The organism is Neorhizobium sp. BT27B, assembly GCF_050455485.1.
In the GTDB taxonomy this organism is placed as follows: Bacteria; Pseudomonadota; Alphaproteobacteria; order Rhizobiales; family Rhizobiaceae; genus Neorhizobium.
Genome location: NZ_JBCIYT010000005.1, coordinates 441649 through 458979 on the forward strand (window position 1 = coordinate 441649; position 17331 = coordinate 458979).

At 59.6% G+C, this 17331-nt stretch carries 12 protein-coding genes; 6 read left to right on the forward strand and 6 right to left on the reverse strand.

The features are described 5' to 3' along the window. Positions 1 to 28 precede the first annotated feature (28 nt). Together AAIH70_RS16095 and AAIH70_RS16100 are read right to left on the reverse strand one after the other, a co-directional pair. A complete protein-coding gene (locus AAIH70_RS16095) occupies positions 29 to 787 on the reverse strand; it encodes an SDR family oxidoreductase (RefSeq protein WP_430034704.1) in 759 nt (252 codons plus the stop codon). Positions 788 to 845: 58 nt separating this feature from the next. Further along, positions 846 to 2060, reverse strand: coding sequence for an MFS transporter (locus AAIH70_RS16100; protein WP_430034706.1), 1215 nt, complete (start codon positions 2058 to 2060; stop codon positions 846 to 848). Between the two features lie 172 nt (positions 2061 to 2232). Here AAIH70_RS16100 and AAIH70_RS16105 point away from each other — a divergent pair, with 172 nt between their 5' ends. Continuing rightward, positions 2233 to 2802, forward strand: a complete 570-nt coding sequence (locus AAIH70_RS16105) for a TetR family transcriptional regulator C-terminal domain-containing protein (protein ID WP_430034708.1) — start codon at positions 2233 to 2235, stop codon at positions 2800 to 2802. 73 nt (positions 2803 to 2875) lie between these two features. Here AAIH70_RS16105 and AAIH70_RS16110 read toward each other — a convergent pair whose 3' ends face one another. The 4 genes from AAIH70_RS16110 to AAIH70_RS16125 all read right to left on the reverse strand — a co-directional run bounded on the left by AAIH70_RS16110 (position 2876) and on the right by AAIH70_RS16125 (position 10056). Continuing rightward, positions 2876 to 3826, reverse strand: a complete 951-nt coding sequence (locus AAIH70_RS16110) for an XdhC family protein (protein WP_430034710.1) — start codon at positions 3824 to 3826, stop codon at positions 2876 to 2878. 78 nt (positions 3827 to 3904) lie between these two features. Further along, entirely contained in the window at positions 3905 to 5197 is a 1293-nt protein-coding gene (locus AAIH70_RS16115) for a c-type cytochrome (RefSeq protein WP_430034712.1), read from the reverse strand. A 516-nt stretch (positions 5198 to 5713) separates the two neighbouring features. Beyond that, positions 5714 to 8881: an efflux RND transporter permease subunit gene (locus AAIH70_RS16120; protein WP_430034714.1), complete on the reverse strand. Its 3168-nt coding sequence runs from the start codon at positions 8879 to 8881 to the stop codon at positions 5714 to 5716. Then, complete coding sequence (locus AAIH70_RS16125) at positions 8878 to 10056, reverse strand: efflux RND transporter periplasmic adaptor subunit (RefSeq protein WP_430034716.1); 1179 nt, start codon at positions 10054 to 10056, stop codon at positions 8878 to 8880. Before AAIH70_RS16125 ends, AAIH70_RS16120 begins: the two co-directional genes overlap by 4 nt. A gap of 222 nt (positions 10057 to 10278) precedes the next feature. Here AAIH70_RS16125 and AAIH70_RS16130 point away from each other — a divergent pair, with 222 nt between their 5' ends. The 5 genes from AAIH70_RS16130 to AAIH70_RS16150 all read left to right on the forward strand — a co-directional run bounded on the left by AAIH70_RS16130 (position 10279) and on the right by AAIH70_RS16150 (position 17319). After that, on the forward strand, positions 10279 to 10470 hold the full coding sequence (locus AAIH70_RS16130; RefSeq protein ID WP_430034718.1) for a hypothetical protein: 192 nt from the start codon (positions 10279 to 10281) through the stop codon (positions 10468 to 10470). 41 nt (positions 10471 to 10511) lie between these two features. Continuing rightward, on the forward strand, positions 10512 to 12773 hold the full coding sequence (locus AAIH70_RS16135; RefSeq protein ID WP_430034720.1) for a CDC48 family AAA ATPase: 2262 nt from the start codon (positions 10512 to 10514) through the stop codon (positions 12771 to 12773). A 214-nt stretch (positions 12774 to 12987) separates the two neighbouring features. Beyond that, positions 12988 to 14343 (forward strand): hypothetical protein, encoded by a 1356-nt coding sequence (locus tag AAIH70_RS16140; RefSeq protein WP_430034722.1) that lies wholly within the window; start codon positions 12988 to 12990, stop codon positions 14341 to 14343. A gap of 139 nt (positions 14344 to 14482) precedes the next feature. Beyond that, positions 14483 to 16822, forward strand: a complete 2340-nt coding sequence (locus AAIH70_RS16145) for a DNA/RNA non-specific endonuclease (RefSeq protein WP_430034724.1) — start codon at positions 14483 to 14485, stop codon at positions 16820 to 16822. Next, a complete protein-coding gene (locus tag AAIH70_RS16150) occupies positions 16822 to 17319 on the forward strand; it encodes a hypothetical protein (RefSeq protein WP_430034727.1) in 498 nt (165 codons plus the stop codon). Before AAIH70_RS16145 ends, AAIH70_RS16150 begins: the two co-directional genes overlap by 1 nt. The last annotated feature ends 12 nt before the right edge of the window (positions 17320 to 17331 follow it).

A 17331-nucleotide genomic window follows, 5' to 3' on the forward strand; every position in this document is an offset into this window, starting at 1 on the left:
AAGCGGCCGCCGCGCATCGCGGCCCGGATCAGACCGGGATCGGATCCTTGACCATGATCTCGTTGAACTGGAAGACGAACTGGTGTTCCTTCGAACCCGGATTGTCACGCAGCATCTGGATTGCGTCGACGTAGATGTCTTCGTTGTCGGTCGCGAGCTTATCCATCGTCTCCTTCACGAAGGCATCGAGTGGCATCGCGCGAGGATCGCCGCTCTTCTTGACGAGGTCCGTGTCGACCCACGGCGGAGCGATTTCATGAACCTTGACGGCTGTATCGCGGAGCGTGAATCGCTGCGACATGGTGAAGGAATGGAGCGCCGCCTTGGTCGCCGAATAGACGGCATTGTAAGCAAGCGGGACGTAAGCCAGGACGGAAGTGTTGTTGATGATGACCGCCGAGGGCTGCTTCTTGAGATGTTCGATCAGGGCGGACGTCATCCGGATCGGGCCAAGGAAGTTCGTGGTGACGATATTCTGCATCGTTTTCTCGTCTATCGGCTTCGCCGCGTCGTCGAATGGCATGATGCCTGCGTTGTTGAACAATACGTTTAGCGTCGGATGGTCGGCGACGATCTTGGCCGCGACCTCTTCGATGTTCGAAGGGTCGGTGATGTCCATCTCGTAGGCTGCCATGCCCGGATTCGCCTTGACGGTCTCGTCGAGGTTCGCCTTACGCCTTCCCGAGATGATCACCTGGTTGCCGAGCTTGTGGAAGGCCTCGGCAAGGCCGCGGCCGATACCGGAGCCGCCGCCTGTGATGAAGATCGTGTTGCCGGTCAATTTCATGATCATTCTCCTTAGGATTGATTGGTGAGGATGGAAGCCTGTGTTGACGCTGCCGACGTCAACGAACAGAAAACGTGTTGGCTGATGCCGACTTGGCGGCCAAGCCGTAAAGGAGGATGACGCCGATCACCTCAGCAATAGCTGCAGCAAGACCGAGTTCGGCGACCTCTCCATGAGCGACGACGAAGGAGCCGATCGCGCTCCCGATGGCGAAGCCGCCGTACATGAACGATGCGTTCAGCGAGAGTACGACCGGGGCCGAGGCCTGGCCGCCAACATGGATCAGGTTGGAGATCTGGGCCGGGAAGAAACCCCATACGGTCACGCCCCATACGGCGACGGAAATCACGATCGGAACGACGGCCTGCGAAGGAGTGAGGAAGAACGCAGTGAAGGACAAAGTGAGGAACGCTAGTGCAAGCACCACAAGGCAGGTACCCATCACGGCCCGCGCCCCGAACCTGTCGCTGAGAGTGCCGCCGCTGAACACTCCTACCGCCGAGCCGACGCCCCACAGGCAGACGATGAAGCTGATGCCGTTCGGTCCGAAATCGGCGACGGATGTTAGGTACGGTGCGATGTAAGTCCATACGGTGTAGGCGCCGATCGCCCAGAACAGCGTGACTGCGAGACCGAGCAGCACAGGTGGCCGCTTCGCAACCGCGACCCTTGCTGCAAGACTGGGCACCGCCATTCCCGTTCCGGCCGATCTGTCGAGACCGAAGACCAGGCCGACGACCGCTATAGCCGCGAGAACTCCGACGCCGAGAAACGTGACGCGCCATCCGAGTGCATTGCCCACTAGGGAACCGATCGGCAACCCGAGCGCAATGGCGATGGTCATGCCGCCATTGACGATGGAAAGCGCCTTGCCCCGCTTCTCAGGGGCAATCAACACCGCGATCAGCGCGTTGGCGTTGGGGGTATAAAGCCCGGCCGCGATAGCCAGAAGGACGCGGGCGATAAAGATACCCCAGTACCCGCTGGATTGCCATGCGACCAGGTTTGCCAGCGCGAAGAACACCATTGTCGAGATCAAGAGACGCCGACGGTCGACGCTGCCGAACAAGGTCGTCAGGATCGGCGAACTGAACGCCAAGGTCAGCGTGAATACCGTGACGAGTGTCGCAATTGTCGCGATCGACAAATGCAGGTCGGCCGCCATGTTCGGCAGCAGCGGCACGATCATGAACCCTTCGGTTCCGATAGCAAAAGTGCCGAGGGCCATTATCCAGGCCGGCGTCAGGTTCTTGTTTTGGTTATCGGCTGCCATGGCAACACCTCTCCAGTTGTGCCCACACGAAATATGACCGGTTGTATTATCTTGCATTGCGATATGACTGGTCGTATTATTCTGTCAAGCGAGTTTATTTTCGCTACGCGATGACCCTTCGCTCTTGATTTCGTATTGCCCCGTACATATCCCGGGACCCAAGGAGAAACTCATGGCCGTAAAGACCAGGGACAAGATTTTCACCGCCGCACAGGACCGCTTCCATGCGCTTGGCTACAGCGCGTGCGGTGTCCAGCAAATCGTCGATGCCGCTGGCGTCCCGAAAGGCAGCTTCTACAATTACTTCAAGACCAAGGAAGGTCTCGCTCTCGAAGTGTTGGAGACATATGTCGCATCGTCCAAGCGCGAAATATTGTCCAATGCTGCCCTCTCCCCGCTCACCCGGATCAGGGAGCATTTCGGCTTCTTCATCTCAAGATACGAGAAGGACGGCTTCGATAAAGGTTGCCTGATCGGGAATCTGTCGGCGGAAAGTTCGGAAAGCGTACCGCTTCTTAGGGATGCCCTGAGAGACTCCCTCTCGACGTGGGCGGACTTGCTGACGGGCGTAATCGCCGAAGGTCAGGAATTGGGAGAAATCAAACCAGGTCTCAAGCCCGCAGAGATGGCGCGCTTCCTTATCAACAGCTGGGAGGGAACGGTTCTCAGAATGAAGGTCATGAACGACCGACGGTCGCTCGACGACTTCATGTCGATCGCGATGGGACTTCTGGAACGCTAACTGCATAGAGGACGCCGCCCGAGACGTCTTCGTCGAATGGATCTCTTCGAGACAATCGGTCGCGCCTGCCGAGTTAGGCGGGCAAGCTTTGGCTCACCTTGAGACCGACGGCGGTTAGCGCGGTGATGTCGGCAACCACAGATACCGCAAGCGATGCGGCATCCCTGGCCTTGTCGAACATGCCGATAGGAGCCTTGATCCGCGCGACTTCCGCGTCGTCGTAGCCGAGGCTTTTTAGCGCCTGCTTGCGCTTATCGTGCGTGCGGCGGCTTCCTAACGCGCCGATATAGAACGCGGAGGATTTCAGGGCGGCTTCGAGCGCAGGCAGCTCGGCGGCTAGATCGTGGTTGAGCAGCGCGACGGCGGAATATTTGTCAGCAGAAACATCCCAGAGATGTTTATCGTAAGCCCTACCGACCTGATTGACCTCGTATCCGACAGCCATGGCGACGCGCGCAAGGGCGTTCGCCTCCAAGGCGTTGCCCGAAATGAACAGTCGGGTCGACGGCTTGTATATCCTCGAGAAGCCTTCGGATTGCCATCCCGTCTGCACCGACTCGACATAGGCGATCGCCTCCGCGCCCGCGCTATAAAGCAGCCCGGCTTCCCGACGCAGAGCCAGCTGCGAAAGGACCTCATCTACAGGCTCGATCGCCTTGACAACATGTATCGAAAGCCGGATGCCCCCACCGCACGGCAGCACGACGTCGAAAAACGGCGAGCCCTCGCCGAGGAGAAGGAAGCGATCGTGCCCTGCCTTAAGGGCCTCGATGGCCTCGGCAGCGACAGCTGCTTCCGTGCATCCGCCGGAAACGAAACCGCAGTAGAGCCCGTCGATGCGCACGGTCATCTGCGCTCCCAAAGGCCGGGCCGCCCCTCCCCGGATTTCGACGAGTGTCACCAATGCAACCGGAATGCCATCTCTGAAAGAGGCACTTGCATAGCGAAGTATTTCAACCGGATCGTCAGTGACGAATGCGGTCATTGGCGCTGTATATTCAACTGTAAAAACCTGTGCGTTCATAGCGTCCGTCCAGTCGGCAGATGGGTTTAATACATGGGCCGCGCTTGGATTCGCGGCCCCATGCGGCGAGCGCAGGTATCAGCGGGCTTCGGAAACCTGTTCGGCGGTAACGGTCCCTTTCCGTCCGCTGAAGTGTTCGACCACGTAGTTCGTCAAAGCGGCAATCTCGGCGTCGGTAAATGTCTTTGCGAACGACGGCATCGTTTTCCCGGGAGCGGAAGCATGGTCGGACGATCCTTGCAGGACGACCCTCACAACGTTGCTGGCTGACGGGTCGGCGAGAGCGTGCCCGCCGAGAATCGCGGCATGGGGATTGAACTGGCCCTCGCCATTCCAACCGTGGCAACTCGCGCACGCTCCGGCGTAGATGTCCTTGCCTGCCTGCAGGCTCGCGGATGTCGGGGTAGAGCCGGCCGTCAACTCCTCCTCGTTGCGGCGCACCGCCCTGTGATCGGCATCGCCCGACACCGCCGGAACGGTGCGGAGATAAGCGACGATGGCATCGATGTCGGACTTGGGAAGCTTGCTGAGGCTCAGGTCGATGGCCTCACGCATCGGACCCGCGGCGACGCCGCGGCCTTTCGCATGACCGACCGTCAACATATCCGCGATCTGACCGTCGCTCCAGCTACCGAGACCGAAGTCTTTGTCCGAGGTGATATTCCAGGCCTTCCAGCCGTCGACATCGCCACCGGAAAGTGCCACTCCCTGCTTCCTTTGGAACATGAGCCCCCGAGGCGTGTGGCACTCTCCGCAGTGAGCCAGGGCCTCGACGAGATAAGCGCCGTCGTTCCACTGCTTGTCTTTGCCGGGGTCCGGCTGGAACGGACTCCGCGGCGCGAAGAGCAGCTTCCAACCGCGCATCAGCGGTCTCTGGTTGAAAGGGAAGGCCAGAGAGTTTTCCGGTGCTGCATCCGCTACCGGAGCGAGTGTCGTCAGATAGGCCTTGATCGCAAGAATGTCGTCGGTCGAAAGAAGAGCGTAAGAACTGTAGGGGAAGGCAGGATATAGATCTTCGCCATGCTTACCGACGCCGGATCGCATTGCCCTGACGAACTCCGCATCTGTCCAATCGCCGATCCCGGTAGTCTTGTCCGGCGTGATGTTCGGCGAGTAGATGGTTCCAAACGGAAGTTTGAAAGCCAAGCCGCCGGCAAAAGGCTCGCCGCTCTTGGTCGTATGGCAGGCAGCGCAGTCCGCGGCGATGGTGAGATATTCCCCGCGTGCGATCAGTTCGGTCCCTGTCGGCTGGGATTTACTTGCCTGAACCTGGGGCAGCCCGTGTGGCCAGAAGAAAAATGCGGCCGCGCCGACAAGACCCGCGACCGCGATCGAACAGATCCCGATTATATAGTTCCGCCAACGTTTCATTGCCTTGCCTTTCCGCGCTATAAACCGATGGACACCAGACCGTTTCGATCTTTCGACCTTCCCCCGTGCTCGGACGCAATCGGGAATGCGGTCCTGGCGACTACATCAGGGATAGCGGCTCCACGGCAGCTGGATTGCACAATCCTGCACTCGCGAACGTCGTCTTGATATTTTCCGGCAGCTGAAACGAGGCTCCTCGGGCCCCGAAGGAAGCGATCCCTGCTCTTTCTGGGAGGGGCGGCCAAGAGCAGGGATCGCAAAGCCGCAGCCATGGCGGATGGACTGCGACTGGAAGGCGGTGAAGTCACCTTCGCAGAGAGGCTGGCCGATGGGAGGAGGAGGTCGACCGTGTTGCCTCGCCTGTATGTATAAGGCCCCATATCACCCCGCTTTTCTTGCAAGATTCGATTTTGCGTAACGAGGGTTTTGTACGATTCCGCATTGTAATATTGTCCTGAACAAAAAACGCCGACCCTGAGGATCGGCGTTTCTTGAGAGAGCTTGTTTCGAGGCCGGTCAGACCACGATCTTCATGCCGTGTTCGGCAACCAAACGCGGCTTGTACCGGGACCGCAGGAGCACGAAGAAGACTGGGGTGAGGAACAACCCGAAAAACGTGACGCCGAGCATGCCCGAAAACACGGCCGTACCCAGCGACTGCCGGAGCTCCGCGCCCGGACCCTCAGCGATCATCAGCGGGACGACGCCGAGGATAAACGCGAACGCCGTCATAAGGATCGGCCGTAGCCGAAGCCTGCATGCGTTGATGGCCGCCTCGACCGCGGTCGCCCCCTCGTCTTGCGCCTGCCTCGCGAACTCTACGATCAGGATCGCGTTTTTCGCGGCAAGGCCGATAAGGACGATCAGCCCGATCTGGACGAGGATGTTGTTGTCCAATCCTCTGAGATGGACACCGACCAGCGCCGCCAGAATTGCCAGCGGTACGATCAATATGATCGCCAACGGCAGTGTCCAGCTTTCGTACTGGGCCGCGAGCGCCAGGAAGACGAAGACTACCGAGAGAATAAAGATGTAGGTTGCCGTGTTTCCGGTGCTGCGCTCCTGATACGACAGTTCGGTCCAGTCGAAGCTCGTGCCCGGCGGAAGGACCTTGGCGGCGACCTGCTCCATGGCGTCCAGAGCGCTTCCCGTGGCGACGCCCGGTGCGGCGCTTCCCTGGATCGGCACGGAGACATACATGTTGTAACGTTGAACCAGCGACGGCCCTGAAAGGTCCTTGATGTCTACGAGTGTGCCCATCGGGACAAGCGCACCCGTGGCCGATCTGACCTTAAGCGCCAGAATGTCGTCTCTCTCCATCCGGTGGCTTTGTTCCGCCTGCGCCCGCACCTGATAGACTCGGCCGTAAGCATTGAAATCGTTGACGTAAGACGTTCCGAGGTTGATAGACATCGCCTCGAAAATGTTCGGGATCGGCACGTTCAGGGAGCGCGCCTTGTCCCGGTCGATATCGAGGAAATATTGCGGGCTGGAGGCGCTGAACGTCGTGAAGACACCCATCAGCCCTTTGGTCTTGTTCGCGGCCGCCATCACTTCGTACGCGAGTGGCAGGATACGCTTCATGTCGGAGTTGTTCAGGTCCTTGATCTGCATCTTGAACCCACCCGAATTGCCCACGCCGCGGACCGGGGCCGGAGGGATCGCGATAATAAAGGCCTCCTCGATCGACTGCATGTTCGCGTAAAGCTGGGCGATCAGCTTCTCGGCAGTCTGTCCCTTCTTGAGCCGTTCCTCGAACGGGTCGAAGGTCGCGAAAATAAGGCCTTGGTTCGAAGCGTTTGTGAAAGTCGCCCCGCTGAACCCCGCAAAGGAGGCGGTGTGGGCGATCCCCGGCATCTTGTTCATGATAGCGGAGGCCCGTTTGACCACGTCGTCGGTCCGGTTGAGCGATGCTCCGTCCGGAAGCTGGACAACCACCAGAGCGTACTCTTGGTCCATAGTCGGGATAAAACCCCGCGGCACGATCTGCGTCATATAGAAAGTGCCTCCCAGCAACGCAAGAAACGCCACGGTCGAGCAACCCAGGGCGACTTTCGTCTGAACCATCCTGCGGACGATCCAGGAATATCCATCGCTCAAGCGATCGAAGCCGCCGTTGAACTTTTCCGCGGCCCACTCTCCCGCTCGGCTTAAGATACCCGTGGGCTTGGCATGTTCGTGCGGCCTGAGGACGATCGCGGCCAGTGCAGGAGAGAGAGTAAGGGAGTTCAATGCCGAGATGGCGGTGGCAACGGAAATCGTCACCGCGAACTGTCTGTAGAACTGGCCCGTGATGCCGGGAATGAAGGCGGTCGGGACAAAGACCGCGATAAGTACCAGAGAGATGGCCACCACGGCAGTCCCGACCTCGTCCATCGTCACGTGAGCGGCCTGGCTCGGGAGCATTCCGCTGCGGAGGTTTCGTTCGACATTCTCGACGACGACGATGGCGTCGTCGACCACGATGCCGATAGCCAGGACTAGGCCGAAAAGCGAGAGCATGTTTAGCGATATGCCGAACGCGAGCAGAAACGCGAGCGTCCCGATAAGCGATACCGGGATCGCCACGATCGGGATGAGCGCGGTCCGCCAAGATTGCAGGAAGATCAGTACCACGATGGCGACCAGCACCGCCGCTTCGAAGATGGTCTTGTAGACTTCGTCGATGGACTCCGAGATGAATTTTGTCGGGTCGTAGACGATCCTGTACTCAAGCCCGGGCGGGAAGTTCTTAGCTTCGGCTTCGACGATTTTCCGGACTGCCGCCGCGGCTTCCAGCGCATTCGTGCCGGGGCGCGCGAAGATACCCATTCCCACCGCGGGCGTGCCGTCGAGATAGCTGTTCGTGACGTAATTCTTGGCACCGAGCTCAATGCGGGCGACGTCCTGGAGCTGGACCAGTCGGCCGCTATCCGTCGACTTGACGATGACATACCGAAATTGGCGCGCATCGCTGAAGCGGCCCTCGGTTCTCACCGTGTATTCGAACGCGTTCGTGCCTGCAGCCGGGGGGCTGCCGATAGAGCCGCCGGACACCTGGACGTTCTGGTCACGCAACGCTTGCACCACGTCGCCCGACGTCATCCCGTAGGCGGAGAGCTTTTCGGGGTCGAGCCAGATCCGGAGGGAGTACTCGCGCTCTCCAAAGAGGGTGACGTCCCCTACCCCCTCGAGCCGGACAAGCTGGTCGCGGATGAGATTGCGGCCATAGTTCGAGATATAGAGCTGGTCATAACGGCTGTCCGGCGAAAGGAGGTGGACGACCATCATGATATCCGGAGAACTCTTCACGGTCGTCACGCCGAGACGGCGGACGTCTTCGGGAAGGCGGGGCTCTGCGATCGCTACGCGGTTCTGGACGAGGACCTGGGCCTTGTCGAGATCGGTCCCGAGCTTGAAGGTGACGGTGATCGACATCGCACCGTCGGCGCTCGAGTACGAGGACATGTAGAGCATGTCTTCGACGCCGTTTATTTCCTGCTCGATCGGAGTAGCGACCGTGTCGGCGATCGTCTGGGAGTCCGCGCCGGGATAGGATGTACGCACTACGATCGTTGGCGGAGCGATCTCCGGGTATTGCGCAACGGGAAGGTTGAAGTAGGCAATGCCGCCGACGATCAACAGGACGAAGGAAAGGACGGAAGCGAAAATCGGCCGTCTGACGAAGAAGTGCGAGAACCTCATTGGATCGCTCCTAGTACTACGGCTTCCTGCGGGAGCTCCGTCATCTTGGGCGTAACTTTTTGGCCGGGGCGTGCCCGCATGAGGCCGTTGACGATGATTGTTTCGTCGCCCTTCAGGCCTTCGCGTATCACCCTGTACCCGTACAGCTTCGGTCCGGTACGCACGGCTTTCGCGGCGACCGAGCCGTCCCCGCCCACGATGTAGACGACCCGCTGGTTCTGGTCGGCAGAAAGCGCATCGTCGGGAACGAGGATCGCCGAGTAGGCCTTCGACGCACCCACCTCGATCCTGCCGAACAGCCCGGGCTGCAGCACGAGGTCGGGGTTTGGAAAGCGAGCGCGCACGCGCATGGTACCCGACTGGCTGTCGACCTTGTTTTCGGAGAAATTCAGCTTCCCCGAGAAAGGCTTGGATGTGCCGTCCGCGATTGTTACCGTCACGTCGAGGCCACCGCCGCCTTCCTGCAGCGATTTCCCGGCTTCACGGGCAAGTGCGGCATAGGACAGAAGCCTCCGCTCGTCGACGTCGAAGTAGAAGTCGATCGGATCGAGCGATACGATCGTCGTCAGTTCGGTCTGGTCAGCCTGGACGAGATTACCGGGAGAGATCATGTGCCTGTCGATCCGCCCACTCAACGGTGCGGTGATCTGCGTGTATTCCAGATCTAGCTGGGCACGATCCGCGCTCGCCTTCGCGCCACGCACATTGGCCTGCGCCGTTATCCACTCCCGTCGGCGGTCGTCGAGTATCGAAATCGACTGGCTGCCGTTTGTGGATAGCGTTTCCGCGCGGCGAAACTGGGCCTCGGCGTACGTCAACGTCGATTTGGCAACCTCGAGCGCGGAGGTCGCCTCCTCGAGAGCGGTCTCGAAAGGTCTCTGGTCGATCACGAACAGCGGATCGCCGCTCTTGACGAGAGCCCCGTCCGTAAACTGCACTTTGTCGAGGTAGCCGCCCACCCGCGCGCGGACAAGAACCTCCTCGACTGCCTGGAACCTGCCAATGAAATCGTCCTGCTCCGTAACGACACGGACGACGGGCTTGGCGACAGTCACGGAGGGCGGAGCTGGCATGTCCTGCCCGAACGTCGCGTACGCGGAATAGAGTGTGGCCAACGTCACGAGGATGGCTGACTGCACATGCTTCCTCGATCTGGCGGTTTTTTTGGGTTTCATAGTCGGAGCCTTGTCTCTCGAGGTATTTCCGGAGAGACACTCTGCCTGCGGTAAAAGGTGCGCGATTGTATCTTACGGCCCTGCCGCAGACCGGTCATCGGGCTTTTGGACAATCCTGTCCTCTCGAAACATCCCCATATCTATGTGGCCATTTCATACAATAACGGCCCTTCCTGCCATCTTAGCTTCCGCTCATCAGCACCTCCAGAAGGGAGACTTCCGATGAGAGACAGCTACCAGGCCACCTCGGACAGCTATGGCATGGTTCCAATCATCCTGCTCACCCTTTGCTTTATGGCCGGCATGGCCGGATACCTCGTCGCCTTCGCCGAGACGTTCAGGGCAAGCCCGACACCTCGGATCTACATCGCCGACATACCCGAACTTTACGGGCAGCCCGTCGCCAATCGCTGACGTGCCCTGCCCCTATTCACCACACAAGAAGGAGACGTCCGTTGGCGGAAGCTGATGACAACATACTCAAGCTGCAGGTCGCCAGTGCGCAGCCACAGGACGCCGGATACGGTCTTGCCCGGTTTCCGCGCAACGCGATGGCTTCGCTGGGTATAACGGAGGGCCAGATCGTAGAACTGGTCGGCAAACGGCACACGGCAGCCATCGCGGTGGACTCGTATCAAGAAGACGAAGGCCTCGCTATCGTCCGCCTGGACGGACTCCAGCGCGTCAATGCCGGAGCGACGAGCGGCGATTTCATCGAAGTGAAGAAGGCGGACGTGAAACCCGCGACCCGGGTCGTACTTGCGCCCGCGCAGAAAAACCTAAGGTTACAGGGTTCCGGCGAAGCGTTGCGGCGAACGTTCTATCAGCGCCCGATGGTCGCCGGGGATGTGATCTCCACATCCGTCCAGCAACGTGCGCGGTCGGGCGATCCTCGGGTGAGCGCCGCCATGAGGGGATTTGCGGAACTACCATCCTACGGTCTCCAGGAAATCCGCTTGGTCGTGGTCTCCACCCAGCCTCGCGGAATCGTCCAGATGACGGACGCGACGGAGGTCGAACTCCGGCCCCAGTTCGAGGAACCCAAGGACGCGAGGCGCGCGGACGTCACCTACGACGATATCGGCGGGCTCGGCAACGCGGTCGAGCAGGTCCGCGAAATGGTGGAACTTCCCCTGAGACATCCGGAACTGTTTCAGCGGCTTGGCATCGATCCCCCCAAGGGCGTGCTCCTCCACGGTCCGCCGGGCACTGGCAAGACGCTTCTGGCCCGCGCCGTCGCGAACGAGACGGAGGCGAGCTTCTACCACATCGCCGGTCCCGAGATCATGGGTAGCCAATACGGTGAATCCGAGAAGCGCCTTCGCCAGATATTCCAGGAAGCATCGCAGAATGCCCCGGCGATCATCTTCGTTGACGAGATCGACTCGATCGCACCCAAGAGGGAAAACGTCACCGGGGAGGTAGAACGTCGGATCGTCGCCCAGTTGCTGACGCTCATGGACGGCCTCGAACCGCGCCAGAACATCGTAGTCATCGGCGCGACGAACCGCCGCGACGCTATCGACGAGGCGTTGCGGCGTCCCGGCCGCTTCGACCGTGAAATCGTCATCGGCGTCCCCGACCAGAAAGGGCGACAGGAAGTCCTCGCCATCCACACCCGCGGCATGCCTCTTGCCGAAGACGTGAACATGGAAGAGATCGCGAGGACGACCTACGGGTTCGTCGGCGCAGACCTCGGTGCGCTCGCCCGCGAAGCGGCGATGGATTCTCTCAGGCGTATCCTGCCGGACATCAATCTCCGGGACGGCATCCCGCCCGCCGTCCTGGAAAACCTCAGCGTCGGACAGACCGATTTCCTGAGCGCACTCAAGCGGATCCAGCCCTCGGCTCTCCGCGAGATCATGATACAGGCTCCGAACGTCACATGGGACGACATCGGCGGGCTGGACGACGCCCAGATGCGGCTCAAGGAGGGTGTCGAGCTTCCCCTTAAGTCGCCCCAGTCCTTCAAGCGTCTCGGCATTCGTCCCGCCAAGGGCTTTCTGCTGTTCGGACCGCCCGGAACCGGGAAAACGCTGCTGGCCAAAGCGGTCGCCCGCGAAGCCGAAGCGAACTTCATCGCCACCAAATCCTCTGACCTGCTTTCGAAGTGGTATGGCGAGTCCGAACAGCAGGTATCCCGATTGTTCGAGCGGGCGCGTCAGGTCGCACCGACCGTCCTTTTCATCGACGAGATCGACTCGTTGGCCCCGGCCCGCGGAGGCGGCCGCGGCGAGCCGGCGGTGACGGAGCGCGTGGTGAACACCATTCTCGCCGAGATGGATGGGCTTGAGGAGCTTCAAGGTGTCGTCGTCCTGGCCGCGACGAACAGGCCGACCCTTCTCGATCCCGCGCTCCTGAGGCCTGGCCGCTTCGACGAGCTCGTCTATGTTCCCGTGCCGGAAGCAAAGGGACGCCGGAAAATCCTCGGCATCCACACCAAGGGAATGCCCCTCGCGTCGGACGTCGACCTCGACGCTCTCGCGGGGCGAACCGAACGCTTCACCGGGGCAGACCTCGAAGACCTGACGAGGCGTGCCGGACTTCTCGCATTGCGTTCGAATATCGACGTGACTGAGGTGCGCGCCGAAGACTTCGAACGGGCATTCCACGATACGCGTCCGTCGGTGACCCCGGAAGTGGAGCGCGAGTACGAGGACATGTTGAAGACGCTCAGGCAGGAGGCTCCTACTCGCCAACGGATTGGCTTCGTTTGACGGCGAATCGCGAAAACTATGCCGCGATGCTTCAGCAGCACCCCATCTGCTGAAGAATTCTGACTGTCGACATCAAGCAACAATAAATTGTGTCGATAACGAAATTTCACTTGAAATCGGCTCGATATAGCGGCCATATGATACCCTATAGAGTGACATACAAAGTCGCTATTTTTTATAAGCATGCAGTACATTTGGATCAAGCGGAGATGCAATGGCTAACATTGTCCGGTTAATGATCATTTCTGCTGTTTTAACTCTATCATCTATCACAGCATCTGCCCAAGGCCTTACGGTTATGGCGGTGAAAACCGCATTGGAAGACGCTCTCAAAGCTTTTAATTCTGCTATCAATACAGCGGGAAATGAAGTCCGATCTTCAGGTACATCGCTCGCGACCAATGCCCAGAATGTGATTGTCGATATGAACGATCAGTTGGGAGGACGGTTGACGATGTCGATAAGTCAGCTCGATGGGCTTCAACGCCGTCTAGCGGACGACGCAATCGTTCTCACCAGGCAAATCCAACAAGCAACGCTTGCTGTAACAAATGCTGCTGGCGAACAGACAAGGCAAACCATTTTTGAAGCTGACATAACAGCTTACAACGCCAGCTATTCTCTGCCATGCAGAACGCTTACTCCTCGGATCGTGTATGCCAATCCTTCCGCACTTAGACGCGGTAGTGATCTCGCTGAGGTCCGATTGAGAGGTAATTTTCTCGACATTGGTGAAAATCCGACCGTCAAGATCGATGGGAAAGCCGCTGACATTATAGCGCGTTCTCGAAACGAATTGGTCGCGTCGATACCCAAAGAAGTGATCGACTCGATATCTGACACGCGATCGTTGCCAGTTGCGGTCCGCATAGATCAGGCTAAACGGACGAATTTCTGGGTCTATTGTTACGACCGCAATACGGAAATGGATTCGTCGCTTTCAACCGCTATCATCGTAAAACCCGAACTCTACTACAACATCCATGGCAGCATCTCGGGGATGTACGATGTTTATGACCCGTGGTCGCATACATTCAGATATAGCAAGAGCGACGATGACTGTGGTGCAAACTACGACGATACCCAGCAGTTTTGCGCTCCCGATGGATATAAGCTCAATCCAAGCGGCCCATTCGGAATCGCCAAATATTCGGCCAACTGCAACTCGTCGATCGGAGATCCTCAGATCGCGGGTGCCAGATGCGTGACGGTTCCGGCTCATCTGGGAGGTTGCGGATATCGAAACTTCTATCTTGGCCGAGAATGTAGAGGCCGCGGTTTTTTTGAGTATGACGTCACTGTGAACGCTCAAGTTGCCACAAGATCAGCGATACAGACCTACGAGTTCGATCATTCGTCCAACGGAAGCGTTCAGAGAAGTTTTCAGGCGACCCATCCCTCGGCTATAAATCCTTTACCTAACGTTGCTTGGCAGTATTCGATCGTAGTGGATATTAAAGAGGGAACGAAAACAATTAAAACGATCTCCGCCGGTACCGGAAGTCCGAATCCTGAAGGTGTCGTGTCGAGGATGGTCGATGGCACCGTCTATATCGAAGTGAAGGACTGACGCAGCCGGGTCTATTTAGCCTTGATGGTAGTTTCGACGCGGAAATTTCGAATTGAAACTTCGCCTACAAGCTAAGTATCTACGCAACAGAATTTGACTTTGAATGTATCGGGGTTCGCTTGTTTGCTCGGGGGCGCAGATGGTGGATGATGTAAACGACACGCAGTTTGACGCGATCGTCAAAGCTAGAATTTTACGAAATTCAGGTGAAATCGAGCATTCCCTCAGGCAGATCGCCGCCGGGAACCCTCTTGGCGCGGAGACCAGTCCCGAGCGGCTGGTGAAACGGATCGCGCGCAAGACAAGCATGTCGATCCGCGACGCCACCGCGGTCTCCAAGGTCATCGAGACCGCTGCCAGGTACGACGACGATGCCAGGATGGCAGGCGGCGCAGAGGCGATGCAGGGTCCCACCATCGACTTCACAGGGGTCGAGTTCCTCACGCGCGGCCGACGCGCCGCCGATACCGTGGGCCGGGTCGTCTGGGGCACTGGAGCGGCGCAGGGAACGGGCTTTCTCGTCGGCCCCGGGGTCTTCCTGACGAACAACCACGTCATCAAGTCCGCAGCGCTGGCCAGCGGTATGCAGGTCCACTTCGACTACGAAGCGGACGACGACGGCAGCCAGCGTCCCGTGACCGTCTTCTCGTTTGCCCCCGGCAAGCTGTTCGTCAGCGATCCCGTCGAAGGGCTGGACTACACGCTGATCGCGATCGGCGACAGGTTGTCCGGCGGCCGCGCGATAACGGAATTCGGATACATCCCGTTGTCCGACGCCTCGGACAAGCACGCGCTCGGCGAAATAGCGAATATTGTCCAGCATCCGCTCGGCGGCCTCAAGCAGATCGTGGTCCGCGAAAACAACCTCGTCTCCCGAGACGAGACCGTCCAGGTCCTCCACTATCTCGCAGACACCGACCAGGGCTCTTCCGGTGCCCTGGTCTGCAACAACGAATGGGAGGCGATCGCGCTGCACCACTGGGGCGGCCCGTTTCTCGAGGTGACGGACGCGAACGGCCAACCGCTCCGGCGCGATATAAACGAAGGCATCCGGATCAGCGCGATCGTGAAGGACCTCGGCCTCAAGGTCGCGGCAGGCGGCACGATGTCGGCTCCCCTTGGCCAGCTGGTGGAAATCTGGAAGGGCGCTCCGCGGACCGGGCCAGTATCCGCTGTCGCGAGCGAAAGCGTGCATGCGGCCGCAACCGAAGCGACGCCGGGCGCGCGGCTGGGGGCAGACGGCTCGCTTACGTGGGTTTTCCCGATTGAGATCAGCGTGCGTGCTCCGCTCTTTTCAACACGCCCGAACGTCCCTCCGGTTCCGCCCGTCGTCACGGCGTCACCACCACAGCCGGGACCCGAGAAAGTCGCCCGCGCTCCGCTCGATTTTTCCGACAGAGGAGGATACGAACCCGGCTTCATCCCTGGTTTTGTCGTCCCACTTCCCGACATGTCCAGCCTCCCCTATGCGCTGGCCAAGAACAAGCAGGCCCAAGCGGGAGACGATCCGCACGAGCTTCGCTACACCCATTTCTCGATCTTCATGAACAGCGAGCGCCGTCTGGCGTCGTTCACCGCATGCAACATTGACGGTGGGCGAACGGTCGCCGTGAACCGCGAGACCAAAGAGATAACGCACGATCCCTCGCTCAAGCAGCTCGATCTCGTGCCTGCCGGGGCAGAGTCATCCGACGACTTCCAGCCCGACCCGCGTGTCGACGCAGAAGAGCAGATGGCGAGGCCGTACTACGAGAACCAGAACGCCCCCGGCTACGAGAAGCCCGTGTACCCCGGCAAGAGCGCCGCGGCACAGGCCAAGAAAGAATACGCGCGCGCGATGGCCGAGCGCACGGCCCGGATATTCCAGAAGGGCCACATCATCATGCGTGGCGATCCCGCATGGGGTGCGGATGCCGAGGCTCTCGCGGCGGAGGCGGATACTTTCTTCTACACCAACGCCGCCCCCCAACTGGGCTTTTTCAATCAAGGCAGCGCGGACGACAGGCCTGGAGCAAAGGGAAAGCTCCGTTGGCGAGCCTTGGAAACATACGTCCTTCGGAACGCGGTCACGACCAGGAAGCGGGTTTGCGTGTTCGCGGGCCCTGTTTTCGATGACAGGTACGACGCCGGATACCGTCATGACTCGAAGGTTCCGATGCGGTTCTGGAAGATCGCGGTCTGGGCGGATGGCGGCAGACTTCGATCTGTCGCGCTGCTCGCCGACCAGAAGCCCGTGCTGGAGAAGCTCGCGAAGGGCGTCCCGGAGGCCTACCCCGACGAGGAGGAGATTGCGCGGGTATCCGAGTTCGCGGCGACGGTGGCCGAGATCGAGAGGCTCACTTCTCTGGATTTCGGAGTTCAGATCAGGAACGGCGACATCCGCGCTGGTTCTCCCGAAGCGATTGCCGTCCCGGATTTGAGTGTCGAAAACTTTGCCGCCCTGGTCAACGGTACCGCTGCGGGCACGGAGGCAGAGTGATGGCGATCGCTATCTTCATGGGCGAGGTCTGCCGCCCTGCCCGCCTACGGATATCGCTCGCGGCGGCTTTTGCTTTCGCCCCGATTGGGATGCACCCAGCGCAGGCCGGGTGCTGGTCCGTTCTGAAAAGCCCCAAATGGGTAGAGGTCCAGGCGTCCCTCGAAAAGGCAAAGCTGTGCGAGGTGATCCCAGCGGGTCCGAACAGGACTGATCGCATCTCGATAACCCGTTTCGATATCTGCGACGCCCCCGGAGGGTTCAAGCTCGAGGCATCGGGCTCCGTCGAATGCAAGTCGAGTCCGGCAGCGGTTTTCAAATCCTCCGCCTCCGGGTCAGCCGAGACTTCGGCAGTCGTGGATATCGGCACATGCACCGTCACAGACATTCAGGTGAATCTGGGTGGCACCCTCGGCGCATTTCTATCCGGCAGGCCCGAGCTCAGGCAAATCGTCAAGAATCTGGCACAGGCAAAGCTGTCTGAGCTTTGCGGCAAATAAGCATCCCCTCAC